A 25,248-nucleotide genomic window follows, 5' to 3' on the forward strand; every position below is an offset into this window, starting at 1 on the left:
GGCTGGATCCCTTAGAATCGGTTTATATAAACTTACCAGCCGCATACTTAATCATATATAAAAAGATATGTGGCGATTTAAAAAAAATAAGAAGCAGACAATTCCGGCTCGTCACCTCAGTATATGGTTTTATCGTATATTGAAGTGACGAGCCTTTTGAAATCAGAGTTAAACCTTTTAATCACTAAACACGTATATATCCAGTAAAAAAAATCACTAATATTCAAATACGATTTTGGCCTTTTACTAAGAATATGCCACTGAAAAACAAGAATTTATGGATACACTGATCGCGAGTAATTCGCTAAACAGATATTACTTCATTTTATTATTGGATTTGTCGGCATCATTCTTTGCACTTCCGGCGGTATTGTACTATATTCATGACCTTATTATCAAATCTTGACCTGGTGCGATTAAAATATATTCTGATTGTTATTATTGTTTTGTTGATAAGTGCGGCTGCGGTCTTTTTCTTCGCTGATCCTTACTCTAAAAAGTTTTCTAAATCTTCCAATCGCGCTGTTTCTATCCGCTATGATAATGGTGCCTATACGCTATATCGTTTTGGGAAGCCATTTTTTATACGGGGAGCTGCAGGCACTTCGCATTTAAAAGAATTAAGCCAGGCAGGCGGTAATACCATCCGCGCCTGGGATACCGTAGGGCTGCAACATTTACTTGCAGACGCCGAAGCCAATAATATCGCGGTAGTTGTAGGCTTGCCCATGCCCTATAATGATGATATGGACGCTTTTTATAACAATGATGCAGAGGTTAAGGCACAATTTATAAAATACCGCGAGTTGGTTGCCAGATATAAAAAAAGCAAGGCAATATTATTCTGGTGCGTGGGCAATGAGTTGGCGTTCCCGGTAAAGCCGCAATACCTGAATTTTTATAAAGCTTTTAACCAGCTGGTAGATATGATACATCATGACGATCCTGATCATCCGGTAACTACAACCATGATTAATGTTAGCAATAGAAATTTGATAAGTATCAAGCTAAGGACCAATATTGATCTCATATCATTTAATATTTTTGGCGCATTGCGCAGCCTCGATGCTGATCTTAAAAGTATTAAGCACGCCTGGAACGGGCCGTTTATGATAACTGAATGGGCCATTGACGGCCCCTGGCCCGGACAGGAGCACACTGCCTGGGGGGCATATATAGAAAACACGAGTAATAAAAAAGCCGAACAATACCTGAACCTTTACCAACGCTATATGCCACTTAAAAATCCTCATTTTTTGGGTTCGCTTGCATTTTACTGGGGGCAAAAACAAGAAACAACACCCACATGGTTCAGTTTATTTGATAAATACGGCAACAAATCGGCGTCGGTAAACGTAATGCAATACCTTTGGACGGGTAAATGGCCCGCCCATAAAGCACCCGAAATTAAATATATGCTGGTAGATGACCGGGGCGCCAGAGACAACCCCATTTATAGGCCAAAAGTAACTTTAAGGTCAAAGGTTTGGATGGCAGATCCTTCGCTTAACAAAAACTTGCGTTTTGAATGGTTCATTCAGCCGGAGGATTGGTTCAGGACTCAGCATTTTTATAATCAAAAGGCGCGGAAAACACTTGATAGTCTGTGCGTTTCGGAAAACCAGGAGACTGCCACTTTTAAAACCCCTTTAAAGGAAGGGCCTTACCGCATATTTGTGAATATATATGATAAAAACGGATATTTTGCCTCATGTAACACCCCGTTTTATGTTGTTGAAGATAAAATAACTGATAATAAATGATTGCACAGCCAACCAAAAAACAGTTGTTTCATCTTCGTTTAATGATCGTTATTGGCGTTTGCTGTATGGCGTTCTTTATGTACCGTTTATTTGGTAATGAAGTGATAGGCTACCGCCCGCTTTATTATTTGCTGATAATAACATTTGTTTTTACAGCTGGTAAAATTTTATATGAATGGTACCATTACTGGTCAATAAGTATAGATCCTACCCCCACGCCCCAAAAAAATTATACGGTTGATATTTTTACCACCTTTTGCGCTGGTGAGCCTTATGAAATGATAGTTGAAACACTGGAAGCTATCCAGGCAATTACCTATCCGCATCAAACCTATTTATGTGATGAGGCCAACGACCCTTATTTAAAAGGCATATGTGAGCAACTGGGTGTACATCATGTAACCCGCGATAAAAAAATTAATGCCAAGGCCGGAAATATCAATAACGCGTTAAAGCAATCCACAGGCGAACTTTGCGTTGTGCTGGACCCTGACCATGTACCGTTCCCAAATTTTCTGGACCCTATTGTCGGCCATTTTAATAATCCCGAAATAGGGTACGTTCAAATTGTGCAGGCCTATTTTAACCAGGACCAGAGTTTGATAGCCAAAGGCGCGGCTCAGCAAACCTATCAGTATTACGGCCCAATGATGATGACCATGAACGCTTATGGTACAGCCCAGGCTATTGGCGCCAACTGTACTTTCAGGCGCGAGGCCCTAATGTCAATAGGCGGCCATGCAGCCGGTTTGGCCGAGGATATGAATACCGCCATGCACCTTCATGCCCAGGGATGGAAATCTGTTTATGTACCGGCAGTGCAGGCCCGTGGACTGGTTCCCGCTACATTGTCGGCTTATTACCAGCAGCAGTTAAAATGGTCAAGGGGGGTATTTGAGTTACTGGTAACATCGTACGTAAAGTTTTTTACAAAATTTACATGGCGGCAAAAGCTGCATTATGGCCTTATACCGCTGTTTTACCTGTCGGGGTTTATTTACCTCATCAATTTTGTAATTCCCATCGTATCGCTTTTTGCTGATGTTTATCCCTTGCACATGGATTTTTCGGCATTCGCCGTTATCAGCTTGCCTTTTATTACATCTGTTATATTGATAAGGCACTACGTTCAACGCTGGGTAATGGAAGATACCGAACGAGGCTTTCATGTTATTGGCGGCCTTTTGCTTATTGGTACCTGGTGGGTATTTATTATTGGTTTTATTTACACCATTATCCGTAAAAAAGTCCCATACATCCCAACTCCAAAGGATGTTTCAGAAGAGCGGAATTTTAAGATCAATCTGCCTAATATCATTGTCCTTACAATCTCGGTTATTGCGATAGTTTACGGGTTGCTTACTGACTGGAACCCATATACTTTTATCATGGCCGCTATATGCAGTATTAATTGCCTGTTTATGGTTTTTATGCTGGTAGCCAGTGCGCAGTTTAAAGTAAGGTCATACCAACAACAGCATAAAAGCCTGTCGGCGGTTTCAAATAACATAGGCGCTTTTAAGCGGCGTTTTTGGCTGCTCAGACGCAAATTATATACCGGCGTACGCAGCATTAGTTTAATGCTTATCATGCTATCGGTTTGTTTTACGCTTTATATTCTTAACTGGCCCTCGGCGGGTATTGGCAAAACCGCGGTTGTTGAACGTAAAGATATTTTCCTGTTAGGTATTTTTGATCCGGCCGGGCCCGATGATGGCCATAGTTCGGTACAAAATGTTAACGCTTATCAAAGTAAGCATAAAGCACACTTTGACATCGTGTCCTATTATATACCCTGGGGAGATAGCTCCCAATGCTTTGTGCCAAATGCCGAAATGCATCACACCTATGCAAATAACTCCATACCAATGATTACCTGGGAACCCTGGCAAAACCTGTTTGCTAATGGCCCTGTAACAAAAGGCGCTCCAGACAAACACGTTTTTGCGAACATTACAGCAGGTACTTATGACGGTTATATACATACTATAGCCAAACAGTTACGGGCGCTTGATAAGCCGGTTTTTCTGCGTTTTGCCCACGAAGCCGATAATCCTTTTTACCCCTGGTCGGCACGGGGTGATAATAACGCCGCGGATTTTAAAGCGGCCTGGAAATATGTGCACGATATGTTTATTGATGATCATGCATACAACGTGGTATGGGTGTGGAATCCGTGGAAACCCAAAGGAGCGGCCCGGTACTTCCCCGGGAAAAACTATGTGGACTGGATTGGCATAACCGGTCTTAATTATGCCGGTTATGGTACGGATAAAAAATCATACTCATTCGGGCAGTTATATGCTCCCTTTCATAAGTTGCCGGTAATGCGTTCAGGGCTGCCGGTAATGATTGCCGAAATGGGTTCTGTAAAACAGGCAGGCGGACAAGCGGAATGGCTAACAGAGGCTTTTAACGCTAAAAAACGTTTCCCCGAAATAAAGGGCATGGTACTGTTTAACACAGCTTTTGACAAAAATGTGCCGGATGGATCTACCCAGGTTATTAACTGGCAGTCTGATAGCCTGCCCGGTGCTGCCAAACAAACCAATTACAGGGCAATGTTGACTGGCCCGGCCGCCGCTGATATAAAAACCATTGTTACCGGTAACAGGCAAAACTATCAACAAAGCCTTGACACTTTACGGGGGGTGGTTTACCTCAAAAGCCAAAACTGGTATGGTAATACTGATGCGCTTACAAAAAAGAGCATTGCAACCGACTTTGCCGCTATAAAAAGTAGCGGCGCCAATACGCTGCGAATTTATGGTCCGGGCGTGTACGACAGGACCACATTCAACGTAGCGGCACAATACGGATTAAAGGTACATTATAGCTTTTGGGTACCCAATCCTAAAACTTTTATAAATAATGAGGCATATCTGACGCAATTGGCGACTGAAATTAAACGAACGGTTAAGCGGTACAAAAACAATCCGGACATCATCAGTTGGGATATTGGCAACTATTCGCTTCAGCAACTGTCAGATTACTACTTTAAACCAGAGCTTTTTTACCGCCAGCAAATTTATATCAACTGGCTTAAGCAATTGGTACATGATATCAGGCTGGCCGACCCCAGCCGTATGATCACTGCCGATGTTTTGGTATCACCGTCGATGAAGGAAACCGTTGGAAGACTGCATAACGAAATACCTGAAATTGACGCTTTTGGTTTGGTTCATAGCGATAAAATTCCGGCCGACAGCATACAAACAGATCAACTTACGGTGCCTCATTATTTCAGCAGTGCCAACCCCAAGCAATATTTTAAATCCAAAACCGCAAAAGGAGGCATATTTATTGAAAACTGGCAGGATCAACAAACAGCATCGGGAGTAAGCTTTAATGGATTAAAAGACATATGGGGACGCAATAAGCCTGAGTATTATCAATTGCTTAATCATTGGAAGGGTTACAGTGACAATCACCAGTTGCCGGATATTAAAATACTAAGGCCCGCCATGACAACTGTGCCCCGTGAGGTACTTCCTTATTACGCCCTGGTTAACCGTGACAATAACTGGCATTTAGCCCAAAGTTTGCAAACGGGATTGCAGTTTGAATGGTATCAGATAAGAACGGATGGCTGGGGAAATCCGGTAGAGATAAAGTTATTGCAAAAAGGCGCTTATATTAATTACAAAGTCCCCGAAAACCCTTTCCAATACAGGTTGTATTTGGTGGCATCTAAAGGGAATGATATCACAACGGCATCGTCTATTTTAAATATACCGCTAAATGATTAGTCGAAAAGCACCAAAAAGCAAGTTTAAATATATATGGTGGGGAGCGGTAGTCGTTTTGCTGGCTGTTGGCGCCACCATTGGGCCGGGGTACCTGCGCAATGTTTTTTTTGATGGCTTTAGTGAGCGCACTAACGAACCTGTGCTCGCTTTTTTTGATACTGAACATCCAAGCGTATCATCTGCTCCCGCCAATATCAGTCATTATACCTTATACTGGAAAAACACTTCTGTAAGGTTTAATGAGAAACGGCTGGCTGCAGCAATGAATAATGGGGGTGTATTGATCACCATAGAAACCTGGTTGAAAAACTATGCAGGCGGGGGGGATACTGGTAACCCGCTTGAAGCAACGGTTAATGGCAAGTTTGACCATAACATTGCCGCCCTTGGAAGCCTGATCGCAAAAAGCAAATACATCGTTTATGTTCGCTGGAATCCTGATATGGAAGTGCCTGTTAGCCAATACCCCTGGCAGTTCCGGTCGCCCGGTCAATATATAGCCGCTTTTAACTATGTTGCATCAAGATTAAAAAAAATTGCGCCATTAGTAAAAATAGTTTGGGGGCCTTCGGGATTTCCGGGTGATACGGAATTTTGGCCCGGGCTGCAAACAGTAGATATGGTAAGTATTACGCTTGGCAGTTTCTCCGAAATGAGCAGTGACGCCTATCCGTATATATCCAAATTACCGCAAATGCTGGCGTTAAAGCTTCACCGTATGCGTTTTATAAAAAAGCCGGTGATGATTATTGGCGCTGAAGCGAGCCGTGCCACTACATTTGACAGCAATTGGCTTAAACAACAATATGCGCTGCGGCAGCAATATATAAATACGGCTTATTCTGCTCAAAACTATGTTAAGGATACAGTAAATAAACCCAGGCGCGATAAGCTGAGCGTGGGCGTTTTTGATCCGAACAGCCGTTTGCTCCATGATCCGAATGTGACGGTTGAGCATATATTTACAGACTGGGGCGAAATAGAGCGCGGGGAGTTTATTACAAAGTTTAATGCTATCATAGCGCGTCGTCATGCTGCGGTGGTAACGATGGAGCCCTGGCGCGATACCAGCAAGGTTGCGGATGTAAATGTTTTGCAAAGTACCATAAATGGCCGCTACGATGCTTTAATAAAGAAGTTATATAGTGTTATCAGTAATTGCGGGCAAACCGTTTATCTGCGCTTTGCGCATGAAATGGAGATCCCTATACACCGTTATGCCTGGCAGTCACAAAATCCGCTAACTTATATTAACGCGTACCGGTATTTTATGCTGTTTGATAATAAAACGCACGCCAAAAATATAAAAAGGGTATGGGGACCAGCGGGTGACCGCGGTTCTGCAGACTGGTGGCCGGGCAGCGATGTGGTTGATTTCATCAGCATTGCCATTTATGGATTGCCGGATAAAAATATTACCGACCCCAATAAACAAGAACCTTTCAGTACAATTTTTAACCGTAAATTTTATCGCATGCGTTTTTTTGACCGCCCGCTTTTTATTACCGAGTTTGGTGTGAAGGGGCCTGAAAACTATCAGCGTAACTGGTTGAAAGGCGCTGCGGCTACGCTTAATCTTAACCCCGCGGTATTTGGGATATGTTACTTTAATCTTTATGACAACCCTAAAGCCTGGGGGCATATTAAAGCGCCCGACTGGAGTATTTCCCGGCAGAATATGGCTTTTTTCTGCAAGGAAGTGAACAAGTAAGATCAAAAAGCGGGTAGAAACAATTTCCCCATAAATATCAAACTGATCTTTTACATCTCCTAAAGAGTATGCTTCATTAATCCTGCCCAACGGGATGTAGATATATTGCCATCCTCAACATAAAAACATGGGGTGGTGAGGATGGCTGCTGGTGCCATATATTGTGGGAAATATAAGCACAATTTTTACACATATTGAACGGCGAATGGTACTCAAAAACTGAGCCTTAACTAATTAAGTTTTTTATATTCAATAAGTTATAAACTTACCTCCTGAGTTTTGAGATAAGAAAATCAAAAAGAGGAGCGAAGCCGGCAGTGATAGCTTTGCAACAGAAATGATACAAATAATTTTTGATTACATTTATATTTTATAGATTGCAATGCCAATTCCATAACCAAAAATCCATGGCCTATCAGGATTACAATTTAAATGATTTGCTGCGTAATATTACTGTGTTCCAAAGTGAACAAGCTTACAGGCGATTATTTAATGTGCTTTTCCCTTGTTTAAAAGGCTTTGCGTATTCCCTGTTAAAATCCGAGGATTTAGCCAATGAAGTTGCCAGTGATGTAATGATGACCATCTGGCGAAAAAAAGACCAACTGAGCGATGTGCAAAATTTAAAAGTATACGCGTTTGTGATCGCTAAAAATTTATCATTGAATATTTTAAAGCAACGCGCGCGTTACAAGTTTGTCAACCTTGACGATATTAACGTGGAATTATCATTTTTTGAGCGCTCGCCCGAGCAAATTTTGATGTATGAGGAGCTCAAAGGAAAAATAAAAGTGGCTACGGAAGGCTTGCCAAATAAGTGCAAGCTTGTTTTTAAGCTTGTACGTGAAGAAGGCTTTACCTATAAAGAAGTGGGCGAGATCTTAAATATTTCGGTTAAGACAGTAGATGCGCATCTGGCTACCGCTGTCAGAAAAATTACCGCCGAGCTAAAGCTCGAATTCAACCTGTCTAAATAATTAAAATTTATTTTCAAACAGACTAAGGAATGAGGCAAAATTAATTGTCCTTGTCCGGTTGCCCAATTATGTCATAACCATTATGAGCGAAGAACGAATTACTCTATTACTTACCCGTAAAGTTGCTGGCGAAGCAACGGCCGATGAATTAAAGGAATTGGAGGAACTTCTTCAAGCTAACCGTGATATAATCTATTACGAAGAATTTTTAAACGAATTATGGCGGTCGCCCGATAAAACTACGCTTAGTCAGGCTGAAATTGATAAGCAATACGATGAACATCTGTTAAGGTTTAAGGAAGAATTGACCTTTCACCCAATTGAAGAAAATGTTTTTGTAACGGAGCGGGCTTCAAAAAGCAACAAGCTTAAATACCTGCTGCTTATTATACCGGTTTTGTTTATTGCGGGTTTTTTACTGCAAAAAAAAATTAAGATAAACCCTGATGGAACCTACACTACAATTGTGGCGGGAAAAAGGATGCGCAAGCAATTTCAACTGCCCGATGGCACTAAGGTTTGGCTGAATTCTGAAAGCCGGCTATCCTATGAAGGGGATATGTTGAGTAAAGACACAAGATCGGTTAAGTTGGTTGGCGAGGCTTTTTTTGATGTAAAACATGATAAAAACCATCCGTTTATTGTAAATACCGACAAAATATCTATAAAAGTATTGGGTACAGCGTTTGACGTGCAAGCATATCCGAATGAGGAAAAATCAACAACAACGCTTATCAGGGGTTCTATTGAACTGTCTGTCAAAAATATTGACCATTCGAAAATAAAACTTAAGCCTTCGGAAAAATTTGATCTGATTGAGCACAAAGAATTAAGTAAGGAAGCTACCGGTCCGGATTCGGTACGTAACATAACCCTCAAGCTGGATAACATTATTCCCTTAAAGGTTGGTGATATACAGTATACCACGGAAACATCCTGGAAAGAAAACCGGCTCATTATTCAAAACGAATCTTTTAAAGAGTTGGCTCCCAAGCTTGAAAGATGGTTTGGGGTTCACATCAGCATAAATAACAACAATGCGTTAAAATATCGGTTTACCGGGGTATTTACTGACGAAAAAATTGAAGAAGCTTTAAAAGCGATGCAGGTAATTAAACAATTTAACTTTAAAAAAGAAGGCAATGACGTAAACATTTACTAAAAAAAGAAAAGACAGGAATGCGTCAACATCCCTGCCTTTCATCTTCATGTGCAGTATAACTGCAAAATCCAATTTTTAACCGTAAAAAACAAAATTATGAAAAAAACGGAACTATTAAAAAAAGTTCTACTCGCTGTCCTATGCTCCAATAAATTTTCCTTAATGTTGAAATGGACCATTATCTTAACTTTTGCTCTTTGCATTAAAGTATCGGCAAAAAGTTACTCTCAAAACGTTAAAATCAACGTGGATTTAAAGAATATGCCGTTAAGGGAGGTATTTTCTGTATTAGAAAAAAAAGGAAGCATCCGTATTTTATTCAGCGAACAGGATATGCCCGATAAGCTTGTTACATTAAAAGCAGATAGCATACCCGTAATTGATGTACTGGAAAAAGCAATAACTAACTTAAATCTGAAACTTAAGGTATATGATAACGGTCTTATTGCCGTTGCACCCATAGTTGCAGCAGCCAAAATAACCGTTAAAGGCGTGGTTTCAGATCCGCAGGGCGTATTGCCCGGGGTTAGTATTACAGTAAAGGGAACAAAGGAAGTTACAATCAGTGATGCCAACGGAAAATTTTCCATTAATGCGGAAAGTAACTCAATACTTGTATTTACGAGTATAGGATATGAGCCTTTGGAAGTTCCTGTTGACGGAAAGACAACATTAAATGTCACCATGCAGCCCTCCAACAAAAACTTGAATGAGGTTGTAGTTATTGGTTATGGAACGGCGAGAAAAGTTTCCTTAACAGGTGCTGTTGATAGGGTGTCAGGCTCACAGGCGGTAGATGGCCGCCCGGTTACGGGAGCTATCCAGGCCTTGCAGGGAGAATCCCCCAATCTTATTATCCAGCAAAGGGGCTGGAGCCCTTCGGCCGGAGGATCTTATAACATCAACATCAGGGGTACCGGAACTACAGGTAATAATGACCCGCTCATTGTTATTGACGGAATTATCGGTGGCGATATTAACACGCTGAACCCCAGTGACATTGATAATATTTCCGTTTTAAAGGATGCCGGATCAGCGGCCATATATGGTTCGCGATCAGCTAACGGGGTAATTTTGGTTACTACAAAGAAAGGAAAGCTTGGCACTAAGCCCAGTATAGCTTACAATGGCATATATGGCACACAGGTTCCACATTTTACCTTTCACCCGGTAGGTGCCTATGAAAATGCGCTTGATAAAAACATGTCGATGGCAAATTCGGGCAAACCCCCACAATATACTGATCAGCAGCTGGCAGACATTAAAGCTAAAGGCGACGGCGACTGGCGATTGGAAACCATCATGCACAACGCGCCCCAAACCAATCAAAATTTAACCATAAGCGGTGGGTCGCCAACAAATACTTATTTGATGTCCTTTGGCTATTTTGATCAGCGTAATTATTTAGAAAGGAGCCTCATTAATGGTACATACGGATTAAGACGGTTTAACTTTCGTTTAAACCAGACGGCCATACTTGGCAACTTTAGTACCGGTTGGAATTTAACCTATGCAAAGATCCAGTATAACGAACCCTTTAACGATGTTGTTGGCGATGTGCTTCGTGCACCGTTAACTGACAGTTTTCAGGATGCTCAGGGCCGTTATATCACCGGGTTTGTGCCATCTAATCCGTTAGATCTTTTACGTAACGGCGGTTTTCAGTTTACCAACAACGATGAAATAAACGGAAGCTTTAATGTGGCTTATTCCATTACACCTGCATTTAAAATAAGGGCTGTATTTGGTGGTACGGTAAAAGCAAATACGCAATTACAAAGGCAGGTTGAATTAGACTATTATCCTACGGGACAATCAAACCAAAGCCGGCAAACCGCTAACTATAACACCAAATCACTTGCTACCAATACCAACTTAATTGCCGAATACACCAAAAACTTTGGCAAACATTATTTAAATGTTTTGGTGGGTTTAGCTAATGAATCGTACACGTCAGAAGGTAACGGTATACGCAAATCATTAACTGATTCGCTTTTAGGTATTCCAACTACGGGCACCATAATAGACCCCGGCAATACTAACAACGGTTCATACAACTCCCTGAGCAACACCATTGAAACGAGTCTTAATTCCTATTTTGGCCGTGTATCGTACGCCTTTGCCAATAAGTACTTTTTAGATGGTACTTTCAGGGGCGATGCGTCATCAAATTTCCCTAAAAACAAGCGCTGGGGATTTTTCCCATCAATAGGCGGCTCCTGGCGTTTAAGCGAAGAGGAGTTCATGAGCAACTATAAAGAAAAAGTAGGCGATTTGCGGGTGAGGGCAAACTACGGGGTGTTAGGAAGCCAGAATGTTAATGCTTATCAGTTTATATCTTCTTTTAACACTAATGCCAATGTGTACGCCTTTAACAATACTGCAACCGCAGGCGCTACACGTAACCTGGCCAACGCGGGCCTTACCTGGGAAAAGGCGGCAACGCTTGATATTGGTGCCGATGCAACGTTCTTTAACGGCCAGCTAACGTTAGGTGCGGATTATTTTAATAAAATAACAAGGGATATCCTGGCGCCCCGACAGGACGTTCCAACGCTCTTCGGATCTGGTTTCCCTTCGTACAACGTATCTAAAGTGCAAGACAGGGGATGGGAAGTGAAAATAACGTATGCAACCCGCGGCACATTTGCACAAAATTTTTCGTTCAGTATTTCTGATGCCAAGAGCAAATTGCTGGCATTCAGTTATGGGCAAACCGAAAATGTTTTCCAAAGAGAGGAGTTTGAGTTTGTTCGCAGGGTTGGTTATCCTATAACCGTTTATCAGGGCTATAAAACCGCCGGCTTATATCAGTCACAGGCTGAGGTTGACAGCTATCCCCGATTCGCGAATTATACCACAGGGCTCGGTCCGGGCGATTGGAAGTTTGTCGACAAAAACCACGATGGCAAAATTGACGCGCAGGATAAATTTGTTTTAGGTGATCCTTTCCCAAGATATACTTTTGGGTTTAATTACAATGCTGCTTATAAAGGCTTTGATCTCACCATATTTATACAAGGTGTACTAAAGAGAAGCGCGCTGATACGGGGAGAATTAATTGAGCCATATCACTTTAGCAACTACGGCGGCACCATATATGATAGCAACAGTGATTTCTGGACACCACAAAACACCAATGCCAAATATCCCCGTTTAGCCGAAAACGGAACGGTAGCCAACAATAATGATTACCGTACCGGGTCTGACATGTATTTATTTAATGCCGCCTATGGAAGGCTTAAAAATGTGCAGATAGGGTATTCTTTGCCTGTAGGTTTACTATCTAAAATAAGTGTAAAAAAAGCAAGGGTATATTTTACAGCTCAGAATATACTCACCATATCGCCATTGAAGTTTACTGATCCGGAAGGAACGGAGTTCGGTAATAACCTGGATAACACAGTGGGTGCAAACAGCCCGCGCGGATATCCGGTGCCCGTTTTCTATGGTATGGGTTTAGACATGACTTTTTAACAATTAAACTTAATTATTATGTGTTTAAGACATTTTAGTAAAATAAAATTCATCATATTCTTTGCGGTTGTTGCAGTTGGTTGTAAAAAGATCGATCTCACTCCAAAGGACAGGTATACAGATGACAACTTTTGGCAGGTAAATGCCAATGCATTTAATGCGCTGGCTACGTGTTACAGCCAGCAAATTAGCGGTGGGCAGCCGGGCTCCAGCAGCGCCGCACAGGCTTATTTTTATAACGAAGCCCTTTCTGATAACGCGTTTTGCCCCCTGGATGTTAACGTTGGTACACCAACCCAGATATCAAGCGGCAGCGATGCTAATTTTAATCCCGGCATAAACAGAGTAAAATATGAATGGGGCAGTTATTATACCAATATCAGGTCATGTAACCTCTTTTTGGAGAACATAGATAAGAATACAACCCTGGGTGCTACGCTTATAGGCAGAATGAAAGGCGAAGCCCGATACCTGCGTGCGCATGCGCTTTTCAGATTAACAAACTTTTTTGGCGACGTTCCGCTGATCACCAAAGTTTTAACTCCGGAGGAGGCCAAGGTTATTGCCAAAACACCTAAAGCCGATGTGGTGAAGTTTATTCTGAGCGAACTGGATGCAGCCGCGGCTGCTTTGCCAAAAAAAGAGGATCTGGCTGCCGCCGACCGCGGACGTGTAACTAAAGGCGCCGCAAAAGCTATGAAGGCACGGGTGTTATTGTACAATAACCAATGGGCAGAATGTGCTGCAGTTTGCGAGGATTTGATGAATAACCAGGCCGAGAACGGCACCTATGCATTACAGGCTTCTTTTCCTGATATCTTCTCTGCTACCAATAAGTATAATTCTGAAGTTATTGCTGATCTGGGATATCAGCAGCCAGACCGTACCTGGGGCGATTGGGGCGATTTTGGGCCTTTTTATACCGGCCCCGGTGCTACTGCCTCAAGTGTAAGTAACTTAGTCCCTACACAAGACCTGGTAGAAAGTTTCCTCACACTTGACGGTAAAAATATATTTGAGCCGGGCTCAGGCTATGATGAAAATAACGCGCCCTATGCAAACCGCGACCCACGTTTGGGTTATACCGTTGTTTATGATAAATATGTATGGGTAAATAACTTAGGCAATTCGCAGGTAATTTACATTAAACCGGGCACCGCGCCTGATCCTACCAACAAAAAGAATGAAGCTGGTCCTACCGCTACAACCTCCGGATATTATTGGAGAAAGTATTATGACCCCACAGCCCCAAAGGGCACTTTTAGCTCTGGCGAAAACTTAATTATACAGCGCTGGGCCGAGGTTTTACTGATGGAGGCCGAAGCAAAAACGATGCTGGGACAAATGGATGCAGCCGTTTGGGATAAAACAATAAAACCATTACGCGTAAGAGCAGGCTTTACAAAAAACACGGCCTTAAATTATCCGGGTAATACTACCATGAAGATGATTGACCAGGTTAGAAATGAAAGAAGATGCGAACTGGCTTTTGAATCCCTGCGATATGATGACATTAAAAGATGGAAAATTGCAGAAACAGTGCTGAATCATCAGCCGGGTAATGAAGTGCGCGGCGCCAAGTTTGCCGCCGGTAATACGGCTTTTATAAAATTGGTGGTTAGAACATTTAACCCGGCTAAACATTATTTGTGGCCAATACCAACAGAAAGCTTACAAACCGATCCAAACCTTACGCAAAATCCAGGCTGGTAAAACGTAAGGGAATTGTTATAAAATAAAGCATATTTACGGTCGCAATATGGCGGTAAATAGGTATTTCAAAAAATAAGATAAGGTATCTCAAAAAGGATATCTTGTCTTATTTTGATTTAGAGTAAAACCTTTCAGCAACATCGTAATATGAAAAAAAGTATAGTATTAGTCGTTTTTCTTTTGTTTTCAATGAGGTATTCACAGGCTCAAAAAACGCCGGCTAATTATGTTAACCCTTTGTTGGGCACAGCCACCTTATGGAATGCTAAAGACGCGGGATTTGTACCCACAAAAAGAGTATGGGGAGCAGAAGTATTTCCGGGGTCATCTGTGCCAAATGCCATGGTTCAGTTAACTCCTGTTACACAATTCCACAGCGGTTCGGGCTATCAATATGAAGATACCGTTATTTATGGCTTTAGTCATACAAGCAAAGGGCATTGGAATTTATGTTATATCCCACTACTGCCTGCAACAGGCACTATATCGGCTGACGATTATAAATCTACCTTTAGCCATACCAGGGAGTCGGCTCATCCTGGTTATTACCAGGTTTATCTGAACCGGTATGGCGTTAACGCCGAGCTGACTTCCACGTTGAGGTGCGCCTTTCATAAGTATACATTTAAAACAGGGCAGAGCAAAAAACTTATTGCCGATCTTTCAATGTCAAATGAAAGGGTGAGGAGTTGGAACATTTCGCAGGAGGGCGAAGATGTTTTTACAGGTTTTCAACAAGCCGGGGAGAAAATGTATTTCTACGCGGTAGCCAATCACAAAATAAAAAACATCGACTCGGTAAAAAGTAATGCGAAGGTAGTTCCTGTTGTAAACTTTAATGATGCAGGTAAACCGCTGGAAATAAGGATAGGATTTTCATTTGTAAGCATAAAAAATGCGAAGGAAAACCTGGAGAAAGAAATGCTTGGTAAAAGTTTTGAGCAGGTGAGGAAAGAGGCTGAGGACACCTGGAACAATCTGCTTTCAAAAATCAAGGTAACTGGTGGCACAGAACGGCAAAAAGGGCTGTTTTATTCCTGCTTATACCGCTCATTTCTGTGGCCTGCTTTGCGAAGCGATATAAATGGCGATTTTACAGATATAAGCGGTCAGGTTGTAAATAAAGGGTTCAATTATTATACAGAGCCATCCTTATGGGACGACTACCGTAACAAGTTGATACTATTAGGCTTGCTTTCGCCTAAAGTAACCAATGATGTGATCAAATCATTAATAGATAAGGGTGAGAAAAGAGGTTTTATGCCTACCTTTTTCCATGGCGACCATGCGTCGGCATTTATTGCAGGGTCATACTTAAGAGGGCTAAGAGATTATGATGTAAAAAGTGCCTACAATTTATTATTAAGAAATGCCACCGTTGAAGGCGGAACCCGGCCCTACATTACAGAATTTAACACCAGGGGTTACATAGCCGAACTTGAAGTGGAGCATCCTGTAACCACTACAGTGACTAAGGCTGCAGTTACCAAAACGTTGGAATACTCCTATGACGATTATGCGGTGGCTTTATTAGCCAAAGAGCTAAAAGATACTGCTAATTACAGGATGTTGATGAGCAAGACCAGTAACTATAAAAACGTGTTCGACCCGGCTACCGGGTTTATGAGAGGACGCCTTGCCAATGGCGATTGGGTGAAAAATTTCAAACCTGACTATCCTTATTTTGAATACATGTACAGGGAGGCAAATGCATGGCAGTCTACCTTTTTTGCACCTCATGATCCAAAAGGTTTAGTTGCCCTTTATCCAGGCAAAGCTGCTTTTGAGCAAAAATTAGATTCTCTTTTTACTGTGCCGTGGAAGGGATATGAAGCCGAAAATTTCTCGGGTTTTATTGGGCAATATTGCCAGGGGAACCAGCCTGACCATAGTACCCCGTTCATGTATTATTTTGTTAATAAACAGGAGAAATCACAGGTCATATTGGATAGCATTATGAACCATTTTTACGACATGGGTAAAGATAAGCTAGCCTACGCGGGGATGGATGATGCCGGCGAAATGTCATCATGGTATGTATTTAACGCGATGGGATTTTATCCGTTCTCTCCGGCCGATCCGAAGTACATTGTTTCCGTGCCGATTTTTAACAGGATAGATTTTAAATTGGACGGGACTAATTCCGGGTTTACAATCCTTAAAAAGAATTCCGGTAAAAAAATAAGTAACATCAGTTACGCGGGCCAAAAAATTAATGGTTATTTTATTGATGATAAAGTGTTAAAAAAGGGGCAAACATTAATAATTACCACTCAATAATCAACTTTATTGAATAAATTACCTGTGTTTTTGACTCATCATTAACAACAGGCTGGATGTTGTTGTCAGAGATTTAAAAGAAATTCGATGAGTTGAATTGTGCTATTTAACTGCCCGAACTACTCGCTTTTTCCTGAGGAGTAATCAATAAAAAAACTTACGATAAAAAAAGTAAGAGCCTGAAAATCAAATTATTTCAGGCTCTTAGCTTGTTTGATATGAAGATCAGCAGACAGGGAGGCCCTGTTAAAACATCATACAAACATTTCCCACCAATTTTTAAATTTTATTCAAAATATTAGGATTATTGTTTATGAACTAACTATCTTTGTTAATAAGATAATTAGATGATGGGCGAAAAACAAACGGGCAGTACAATTGACAAATTCAGAGCCGCAAGTCGACAATATTCTGACGCTTCTATTTTTATGCACGAAGCCATTGCACGAAAAGCAGGCTTATCAAGCGCAGACCACAAGTATTTAGGACTTATACTACAACACAAAGAGCTAACCGCAGGTGACATTTCTAAACTAACAGGGTTAACAACGGGTGCTGTTACAGGGTTATTAGACCGTTTGGAGAAAAAGAAACTACTAAAAAGACAGTTCACTAAGAACGACCGGCGAAAGGTAATTATAGTTCCAAATGCGGAAAACAGCATGAAACTTTTGCAACCGATTTTCAGCGAACTACAAAAAAAAACAGCTGAACTTATCGCTTCTTTTTCCGAAAAAGAAATTCAAATCATTGAACGATATTTTACAGAAGCAACCGCTATCATGAATGAAACCACTGTTAATTTAAACAGCAAATAATAATGACCAGCATGGAAAATATAACAACATCATACTTAACAAGAGCCGAACTATGGCTTTGTATTTCGACACTTGTTTATTTTTTAATGAATGGTGCGCAAATTTTTGAAACTCTTGTGTTTGTTCCTAAATGGACGGCTTCACCGCCCGACAACTTCAAACTTTTGTTGGACGGACGAGGAACAAGCCTGAAAAACTTTTGGATCATCATCCACTCAATACACGAAATCACGTTCATACTTGCTATCTTTTTTTGTTGGAAAATTGATCCCGTAAGAAATTGGCTATTGCTCTTGTTCACTATCCATTTTGCAGTTAGGGTTTGGACACTCTCATATTTTGCACCGAATATTATAGACTTTCAAAAAGTGGCCGAAACACCATCATTAGCAAAGGACTTGATCAGCAGAACATCACTTTGGCAAACTCTCAACCATGTGCGAGTGGCAATTTTTATGGCTGTTTCGATTGGGCTTATTCCTTTGTGCATCAAGTTGTTTAACCTTCAACATTAAAACGATTTGATAACAAGGTATTGGTAAAGCAAGGCAGAGCTCAGAGCGGCTTTCATCATCCTGGAGGTAAGGTAACCCGGACCGCTATATGGATTTAAAAAATTCTGAAGCGGCTCTGAACGAGGAACTGCCTGCTACCAACGAAGAATATTTGGTCGTCAATGAAGAGCTGGCGGCAGCAAACGAAGAATTGGCTACAACAGCCAATTAATTGCTTTTTAAAAATCAGAGCGTATGTTAATTTCGTTTCAGAAAATAGCTATGACTAAGTATAACAATTATTAAACAATATCAGCTATGCAATTACTAATTGATAGGCTCAAAGAAATAATTACTATTTCGGATGATGAGGCTCACCTCATCAATCAGCTTTTTTCGCAGAAAAAGCTAGGGAAAGGCGAACATTTCTTACGTGAAGGGCAGGTGTGCCGTTCGGTGGCCTTGATTGGGACGGGCTTGGTGAGATATTATATTAATGAGGATGGCAACGAGGGTACCTATTATTTCGGCAGAGAGGGAGATTTTGTATGCGACTACGAAAGCTTTCTTCCCCAGGAGCCAAGCAATAAGAACATTCAAGCATTAGAGGACACCACACTTTATGTTATCAGTCATGACGGTTTGCAACGGATTTATCAAGAAGTCAGGACAGGTGAACGCCTGGGCCGGCTTGGTATAGAACAGATATTTGTCAATGTGCTGCAGCAATTGTCCTCTTTTTACAAAGATTCGCCGGAAATGCGTTATCAGCGTTTCCTCCAAACATTTTCTGATATCAGTCAGCGCGTACCGCAATACTATATCGCCTCTTACGTAGGCATTAAGCCACAATCCTTATCCCGGATAAGAAAAAGAGCGACCGGTAGCATTAATTAACCTGGGTGAATGCGTAAAGAATTTGGCGGGGCGACATTTGCTTAAACAAATCAATAAGGCAAATGAAAACTCAACCAATCAAATTCTGGGGCCCTCGTTCGGCCTCTTACTGGCTCACCGCCCTGGTAGCTATAGGCATCATTTTTCTGGGTGTACGGTTTATGCTGTATCCGGAAGCCGGCGCCGAAGGTTTCGGCATTCCGCTGGCACATACCAAACAGGCTATGGCCTATGGCCAGGTCAAAGGCATCAGGGACATCTTTTCTGGGATCGTGGTACTCATCTTCCTCATCTCGAGCAATCCCCGCGCTACAGCGTTCGCGTTCGGGACAGCCATCATTATCCCTGTGTCCGATTGTCTAACCGTACTGGCCGTTAATGGCCCGGAAGACGTAACACATTTACTAATCCACGGTATTACAGCGGCATATATGATCATTACCACCTTCTTTTTATTCAATGCAACCCCTAAAAGCTAATATAATGAGCACCTTATTAATGCATATATTAAACGGCGTGGCGATAGTTGCTACGGCCGTTGTTTTTGGAACAGATGTGTTCTTCGCAGTGGTAGGTAAAAAAGCTGCAGCTAAAAGTAAGGACGGATCCATAGCTGACCTCATGGGGCATTTTCATGAAGTTGCGGACGCCCGGATGCCCTTTTTCGGGGCTACAGCAATCCTTGCCTCGTTATTACAATTGATTATTGCCGGTTTACACAACACCCAGGGTCAACTGGCCGGCTTAGCTTTACTGGCCCTGCTGGTGCATCTTATCGTATACCTAACTGTGGCCAAGCCGGTTAACAATATCATGGTCGATGCTATAAAATTCGGCCGGCTGGTGAACAATATCAGGGAATTGCAGCTACGATGGGATAAGGTGATCGGTTTGCGGGCGTTATTATTGCTCCTGGCAATCACCAGTCTTGTTGTGATCAATTATTGCTGATCGTCGATTATAATTTTTTAATTTGGGGTGGCAAAATGTGTTCACCGTAGATGAAATTTTGTAGGTTTATTACGCTTAATGTAATTCAATGATTTTCAGTTTTTCCGCCACGCCTGATTTTGACTTTCTAACGCATTTTGCCCGTCATATAGGCGTATCAGCGGAAAATAACATCTTACATATACCAGGGGACTTAGGCGAAGGTTATATCCGTAAACTGATTTTCGGACCTGACTTCAAAATTACGCTTCACCATTATACGCTAAAGGAAGATCTGGTGATTAAACGCAATTCATCCGGACTGGGGAATGAACTGATCACCATCTTTTTTTACAGCAATGAAGAAGCGCTCGAGATTGCTTTTAATGATAACCCTCAAGTGCGTTTCTCTGAGCGGGAAGATGCGGCCATACAGGTAACCTCGAATGATCTTAGTTCGGCCATTCGTTTTCCAGCGGGTCACAACGTTCATTACATGGTTGTTGCAATAAAACCGGCCTATTTAAAAATAATATTAGCGGTTAAAACGCCAAATTCAACACTACAAACGATTACTACCAGCAAAAGCTCGTTCCTTTTCTTTGAAAATATGTCGGTAGAAACAAAGAACTTGCTGAAACATATTACAGCAGTCAATATGGAGGATGAGCTGAGCCATTTTTATATGCAGATCAAGGTACAGGAACTGATTTATTTACTGTTTCAGCAATTGGTGTTGCGGGAAAGCACGAATGCCCATTACAGCGTTAATAGTGCGGATGTGGAACGGCTGTTGCATATCCGGAATGAGATGTTACGCGACCTGAGCGTGCCGCCGGTGCTTAGCGAACTGTCGGCAATTGCCGCCATGAGTGAGACCAAACTCAAACAACTTTTCAAACAGATATTCGGAGATACCATTTATAATTATTATCAGCGCAACCGCATGGAAGAGGCGGCTTTTCTGTTAAAACAAGGTAAACACTCTGTGGCCGAAACCGGTTATGAACTGGGTTTTTCCAACCTTAGCCACTTTAGCCGGCTGTTTGAGAAGTATTACGGCCTCACGCCGAAACGATTTTCAGCACGAGCTTAATAATTCTGCCGGATAGGACTTATTTTGCGTCTTTTTGCGCTATTATCAGCTTTAGATAACCATCACATTTGCATTGTAAAACAAATACAATGCAAAATGAAAAAGTTATTTGAGTATTATAAAAAAGGCGTCTTTCAGTTAAAGAACCGCGTTGTATTGGCGCCCATGACGAGAAGCAGGGCGATCAATAACGTGCCCAATGACCTGATGGCCACTTATTACAAACAGCGCTCAGGAGCTGGGCTGATCGTTACTGAAGGTACCTCGCCAAACCCTGACGGCCTGGGCTATCCGCGTATTCCGGGTATTTTTTCGGATGCCCAGGTAGAAGGATGGAAATTGGCGACCAATGCGGTGCATCAGGGCGGTTCCAAGATTTTCCTGCAACTGATGCATACCGGTCGTATTGCCCATAGCAGCAATTTGCCGGATGGTTATCAGGTAGTTGGCTTGTCGGATGTGAAAGCCGCTGGTGAAATTTATACCGATACTGGCATGTACGAATACTCAGCGCCCGCAGCGCTGGATGCGGATGGCATCGCACGCATTATACGTGACCACGTTAAGGCTGCAAAAAACGCTATCGCCGCAGGTTTTGACGGTGTGGAATTGCACGGCGCACATGGCTACCTGTTGGAACAATCGTTAAACCCGCATGTAAACAATCGAACAGATAACTATGGCGGATCGATAGAAAATCGTAGCCGCCTATTATTGGAAATAATACAACAGATCGCGGCCGTTATCGGCGCTGATAAGGTTGGCCTGCGCATTTCGCCTTATTTAACCTCTAACGATATGCCGGTTTATGATGGGGAAGAGGTGCATCAAACTTATGTTTATTTAGCCGGCGAAATGAGCCGCCTGAATATCGCTTATCTGCATATATCCAACAATCCCGGCATCCCCGAAGATACACATCAGCGTATACGTGATGCCTTCGCTAACACCATCATTTATTGCAATGGCTTAACCGCAGAAACAGCCGAAGCTAAACTACTTGATGGTTCGGCTGATCTGGTGGCTTTTGGCCGTAGTTTTCTCGCGAACCCCGATTTCATGAGGAGGATTGAAAAAAACGTGCCTTTAAATGAGCCCGACTACAATACGCTTTACACGCCTGGTGCACAGGGTTACACCGATTACCCCGAATTAGATTAATTATTTACCGATAAAAACATACAGACATGAAAATTACCACAACAGGCTCATTAGGTAATGTAGCCAAACCATTAGTTAAAAAATTGATTGCAGCAGGTCATCAGGTAACCGTTATCTCTACCAGGGATGACCGCAAGGGCGAGATCGAGGCATTAGGCGCCACGGCTGCCATTGGCTCCGTTAGTGATGCGGCATTCCTGACAAATGCTTTTCTGGGAGCAGATGCGGTTTATACCATGGTACCGCCGGCCATGGGCGCCACCAATATGATCCAGAATATAGCCGATGCCGGCAAGGCATACGCGGATGCCATTAAAAACGCGGGTGTGTCTCGTGTTGTAATGCTGAGCAGCGTTGGTGCCGATGCCGATAAAGGAACCGGTCCGGTACAGGGCGTACACCGGGTTGAACAAATATTTAAACAGCTGGAAGGCGTAAACATTACAGTGCTGCGCTCGGGATTTTTCTATGTGAACTTTTTCCGGGATATTCCGCTGATCAGGGACAGGAACATTTTTGGCAATAATTACAGTGGCGGCGACAAGCTGGCACTGACTCATCCTGATGATCTTTCATCAGCCATCGCCGACAATTTGCAGGTTAAAGGCAATGGTTTTGAGGTTAAGTACATCGTTAGCGACGTTGCTACCGGCAACCAAATAGCCTCGCTATTTGGCAAGGCGATAGGCAAACCTGACCTTACCTGGTCGGAAATACCAGACGAACAACTGAAACAAGGTATGCAGGGCGCGGGCATGCCGCCCGAATTAGCCGGCTTGATCACTGAGTTGGGCCAGGGCGTAAGGGCAGGTATTGTGACACGTGATTTTTTTACAACCGGCGGCAAGGTGACCGGAAAAATCAGGCTGGAACAATTTGCAGAAGAATTTAAAAACAGGTACGAGCAAGCTTAAGAATAGTACTATCGGGATCGCATATTTAAGTGCGGTCTCGATAGCTGATTGGTTGAGATTTGCAAAGATTGGAAATGCCAATACCAGGTTGGTTTTTGTCGGAAAATGGCCATCGATTTCACCCGGTACGATTTGCCTGCGTATGAGCCGATGTTTGAAAGAACTGGGTATTTGCACATAAACAACTATATTTAAGGCTCTAATTTATCAACAAATGCCTTTTTTTAAAGAAAAATTCCTGACGATCGCTTATCTCCTGATCTTGATTTTTTTGCCTGGTGTCCATAGTTACGCCCAGGTTGCCAAGCTGCCCACACGATGGACGGAGCAGGCCCAAAAGGCGGAAGTGCCCCTAAACGAATATCCCCGCCCGCAAATGCAGCGTGCCGATTGGCTTTGCCTGAATGGGAAATGGGATTACACAGGTGGCAAATCAGCTCCGGATGCATTGAATCCACAGCGCGAAGCCTCGTTTGAAGGGGCGAGTCAGAAAATATTGGTACCCTATTGCCCGGAATCTTTCCTCTCCGGGGTGCAGAAAAAGCAGGAGATCAACCTGTGGTACCGCAGAACATTTGAGATTCCGGCAACATGGAAAGGTAAAGATGTTTTGCTGAATTTTGGTGCGGTAGATCATGATGCTACGGTTTTTATCAATGGTAAAAAAGCGGGTAGTCATTCGGGAGGGTATGACGCATTCAGCTTTAATATTACTCCATATCTGAGCAAGGGAAAAAATACCATCGTGGTTGCGGCGCATGACCCGAATGATGGCAAAGCTCCATCGGGCAAAAATGGTCCGCGGGGTGATTATACTTTTAGCTCTGGCATATGGCAAACCGTTTGGCTGGAGCCGGTTGCACATACCCACATCAAAAACATTAAGCTATTGCCCGATGTGGGTGGCAAGCGTTTAAAAGTATTGGTAAATACCAGCAGCCCGGGTAGTGTTACAGCTGTTGCGCTAAACGGTAAAAAAGAAGTATCACAGGCTAAAGCGGCTACAGGCACTTATTTCTACTTGCCGATAGAAAAGCCGGAGCTATGGTCGCCGGAGAATCCTTTTTTATATGATCTGAAAATTACGCTGCATAACAACGATGGCAGCGTTGCTGACGAAGTAATGAGCTATTTTGGTATGCGCAATATTAAGCTAGCAAAACTGAATGGTGTTGTTCGTCCATTCATCAACGGCAAATTTATGATGCAACTGGGTTTGCTCGACCAGGGTTACTGGCCTGATGGCGTATTGACTGCCCCAACAGAGGAAGCGTTGAAATTTGATATTGAATATACCAAGAACGCCGGCTACAACCTGATCAGAAAACACATGAAGACCGAGCCACAAAGGTTTTATTACTGGGCTGATAAACTTGGCTTACTGGTTTGGCAGGACATGCCGGCTATCTGGTACCAAAATGAAGATACGACTGTTAACCGCCGCGTTTTCCGTAAAGAGCTAAAGGCAATCATTGACGATCACTACAATTCACCATCTATCATTACCTGGGTGCCTTTTAATGAAAACTGGGGCGCCTTTGATGTAAAAAATATCACAGCCTGGTTAAAGCAGTATGATCCATCGCGACTGGTGAATGGAAACTCTGGTTTCAACAACAATCCCGACTATCAAAAACCCTACGGCGACCCGGGTAATGGCGATTATGTGGACACCCATATCTACGTTGGTCCGTATGGTGCATCGGTGCCTGATGGTAAACGTGCCGCATCATTAGGTGAGTTTGGTGGCGTTGGTTTATTTGTGCGCGGCCATATGTGGCCGGTTGAAAATAACGCTTATGACTACGAACCAACCCGCTCCGCACTAACCGATAAATATGTATTCCTGTTAGATCGTGTTGAACAATTAATGAAATACAAAGGATTAAGCGTTGCCATCTACACCCAAACTACGGACGTAGAGCATGAAGTAAACGGCGTACTGACCTATGACCGCCAGGTTGAAAAAATGGAAACCAGGCGGATCAAAGAAGTTAACCAGGCGGTTATCCAATCGGGATATGACATGAATTAATTAATGCTGTTTTGAGTTAGTAATCCCTGTGTTTATTTCCCAAGGCAGAATATACCTGCCTGCTAATATTT

The 25,248-nt window shown here is 42.5% G+C and carries 18 protein-coding genes; all 18 read left to right on the forward strand.

Annotated features, from left to right (window positions below):
• The first annotated feature begins 383 nt into the window (after positions 1-383).
• Positions 384-1,763: a glycoside hydrolase 5 family protein gene (locus J2W55_RS25615; RefSeq protein ID WP_310103410.1), complete on the forward strand. Its 1,380-nt coding sequence runs from the start codon at positions 384-386 to the stop codon at positions 1,761-1,763.
• Entirely contained in the window at positions 1,760-5,512 is a 3,753-nt protein-coding gene (locus J2W55_RS25620; protein ID WP_310103412.1) for a glycosyltransferase family 2 protein, read from the forward strand. The genes J2W55_RS25615 and J2W55_RS25620 overlap by 4 nt, the downstream gene beginning before the upstream one ends.
• Positions 5,505-7,223 (forward strand): glycoside hydrolase family 26 protein, encoded by a 1,719-nt coding sequence (locus J2W55_RS25625; RefSeq protein WP_310103415.1) that lies wholly within the window; start codon positions 5,505-5,507, stop codon positions 7,221-7,223. Before J2W55_RS25620 ends, J2W55_RS25625 begins: the two co-directional genes overlap by 8 nt.
• A gap of 407 nt (positions 7,224-7,630) precedes the next feature.
• The gene (locus tag J2W55_RS25630) at positions 7,631-8,200 is read left to right on the forward strand and encodes an RNA polymerase sigma factor (RefSeq protein WP_310103418.1); all 570 of its coding nucleotides are present in this window, start codon (positions 7,631-7,633) and stop codon (positions 8,198-8,200) included.
• 82 nt (positions 8,201-8,282) lie between these two features.
• A complete protein-coding gene (locus tag J2W55_RS25635) occupies positions 8,283-9,362 on the forward strand; it encodes a FecR family protein (protein WP_310103421.1) in 1,080 nt (359 codons plus the stop codon).
• A 246-nt stretch (positions 9,363-9,608) separates the two neighbouring features.
• Positions 9,609-12,839: a SusC/RagA family TonB-linked outer membrane protein gene (locus J2W55_RS25640; protein ID WP_310103424.1), complete on the forward strand. Its 3,231-nt coding sequence runs from the start codon at positions 9,609-9,611 to the stop codon at positions 12,837-12,839.
• Between the two features lie 18 nt (positions 12,840-12,857).
• Entirely contained in the window at positions 12,858-14,552 is a 1,695-nt protein-coding gene (locus tag J2W55_RS25645; protein WP_310103427.1) for a RagB/SusD family nutrient uptake outer membrane protein, read from the forward strand.
• Between the two features lie 147 nt (positions 14,553-14,699).
• Positions 14,700-16,832: a GH92 family glycosyl hydrolase gene (locus tag J2W55_RS25650; protein ID WP_310103430.1), complete on the forward strand. Its 2,133-nt coding sequence runs from the start codon at positions 14,700-14,702 to the stop codon at positions 16,830-16,832.
• A gap of 347 nt (positions 16,833-17,179) precedes the next feature.
• Complete coding sequence (locus tag J2W55_RS25655; protein WP_310103435.1) at positions 17,180-17,650, forward strand: MarR family winged helix-turn-helix transcriptional regulator; 471 nt, start codon at positions 17,180-17,182, stop codon at positions 17,648-17,650.
• 11 nt (positions 17,651-17,661) lie between these two features.
• On the forward strand, positions 17,662-18,165 hold the full coding sequence (locus tag J2W55_RS25660; RefSeq protein WP_310103438.1) for a transposase: 504 nt from the start codon (positions 17,662-17,664) through the stop codon (positions 18,163-18,165).
• An 88-nt stretch (positions 18,166-18,253) separates the two neighbouring features.
• Entirely contained in the window at positions 18,254-18,376 is a 123-nt protein-coding gene (locus tag J2W55_RS25665; protein WP_310103441.1) for a hypothetical protein, read from the forward strand.
• A gap of 86 nt (positions 18,377-18,462) precedes the next feature.
• A complete protein-coding gene (locus J2W55_RS25670) occupies positions 18,463-19,041 on the forward strand; it encodes a Crp/Fnr family transcriptional regulator (protein ID WP_310103444.1) in 579 nt (192 codons plus the stop codon).
• A gap of 62 nt (positions 19,042-19,103) precedes the next feature.
• Entirely contained in the window at positions 19,104-19,520 is a 417-nt protein-coding gene (locus J2W55_RS25675; protein WP_310103447.1) for a DUF4267 domain-containing protein, read from the forward strand.
• Between the two features lie 4 nt (positions 19,521-19,524).
• Complete coding sequence (locus J2W55_RS25680) at positions 19,525-19,992, forward strand: hypothetical protein (protein WP_310103450.1); 468 nt, start codon at positions 19,525-19,527, stop codon at positions 19,990-19,992.
• A gap of 88 nt (positions 19,993-20,080) precedes the next feature.
• Positions 20,081-21,067, forward strand: coding sequence for a helix-turn-helix transcriptional regulator (locus tag J2W55_RS25685; protein WP_310103451.1), 987 nt, complete (start codon positions 20,081-20,083; stop codon positions 21,065-21,067).
• 96 nt (positions 21,068-21,163) lie between these two features.
• Complete coding sequence (locus tag J2W55_RS25690; protein ID WP_310103454.1) at positions 21,164-22,228, forward strand: alkene reductase; 1,065 nt, start codon at positions 21,164-21,166, stop codon at positions 22,226-22,228.
• Positions 22,229-22,254: 26 nt separating this feature from the next.
• Positions 22,255-23,142 carry an NmrA family NAD(P)-binding protein gene (locus J2W55_RS25695; RefSeq protein ID WP_310103457.1) on the forward strand — a complete coding sequence of 296 codons (888 nt, stop codon included), beginning with the start codon at positions 22,255-22,257 and terminating at the stop codon, positions 23,140-23,142.
• Positions 23,143-23,356: 214 nt separating this feature from the next.
• Positions 23,357-25,177 (forward strand): glycoside hydrolase family 2 protein, encoded by a 1,821-nt coding sequence (locus tag J2W55_RS25700; RefSeq protein WP_310103460.1) that lies wholly within the window; start codon positions 23,357-23,359, stop codon positions 25,175-25,177.
• Positions 25,178-25,248 lie beyond the last annotated feature (71 nt).

The sequence above is a fragment of the Mucilaginibacter pocheonensis genome, from assembly GCF_031456535.1.
GTDB lineage: Bacteria > Bacteroidota > Bacteroidia > Sphingobacteriales > Sphingobacteriaceae > Mucilaginibacter > Mucilaginibacter pocheonensis.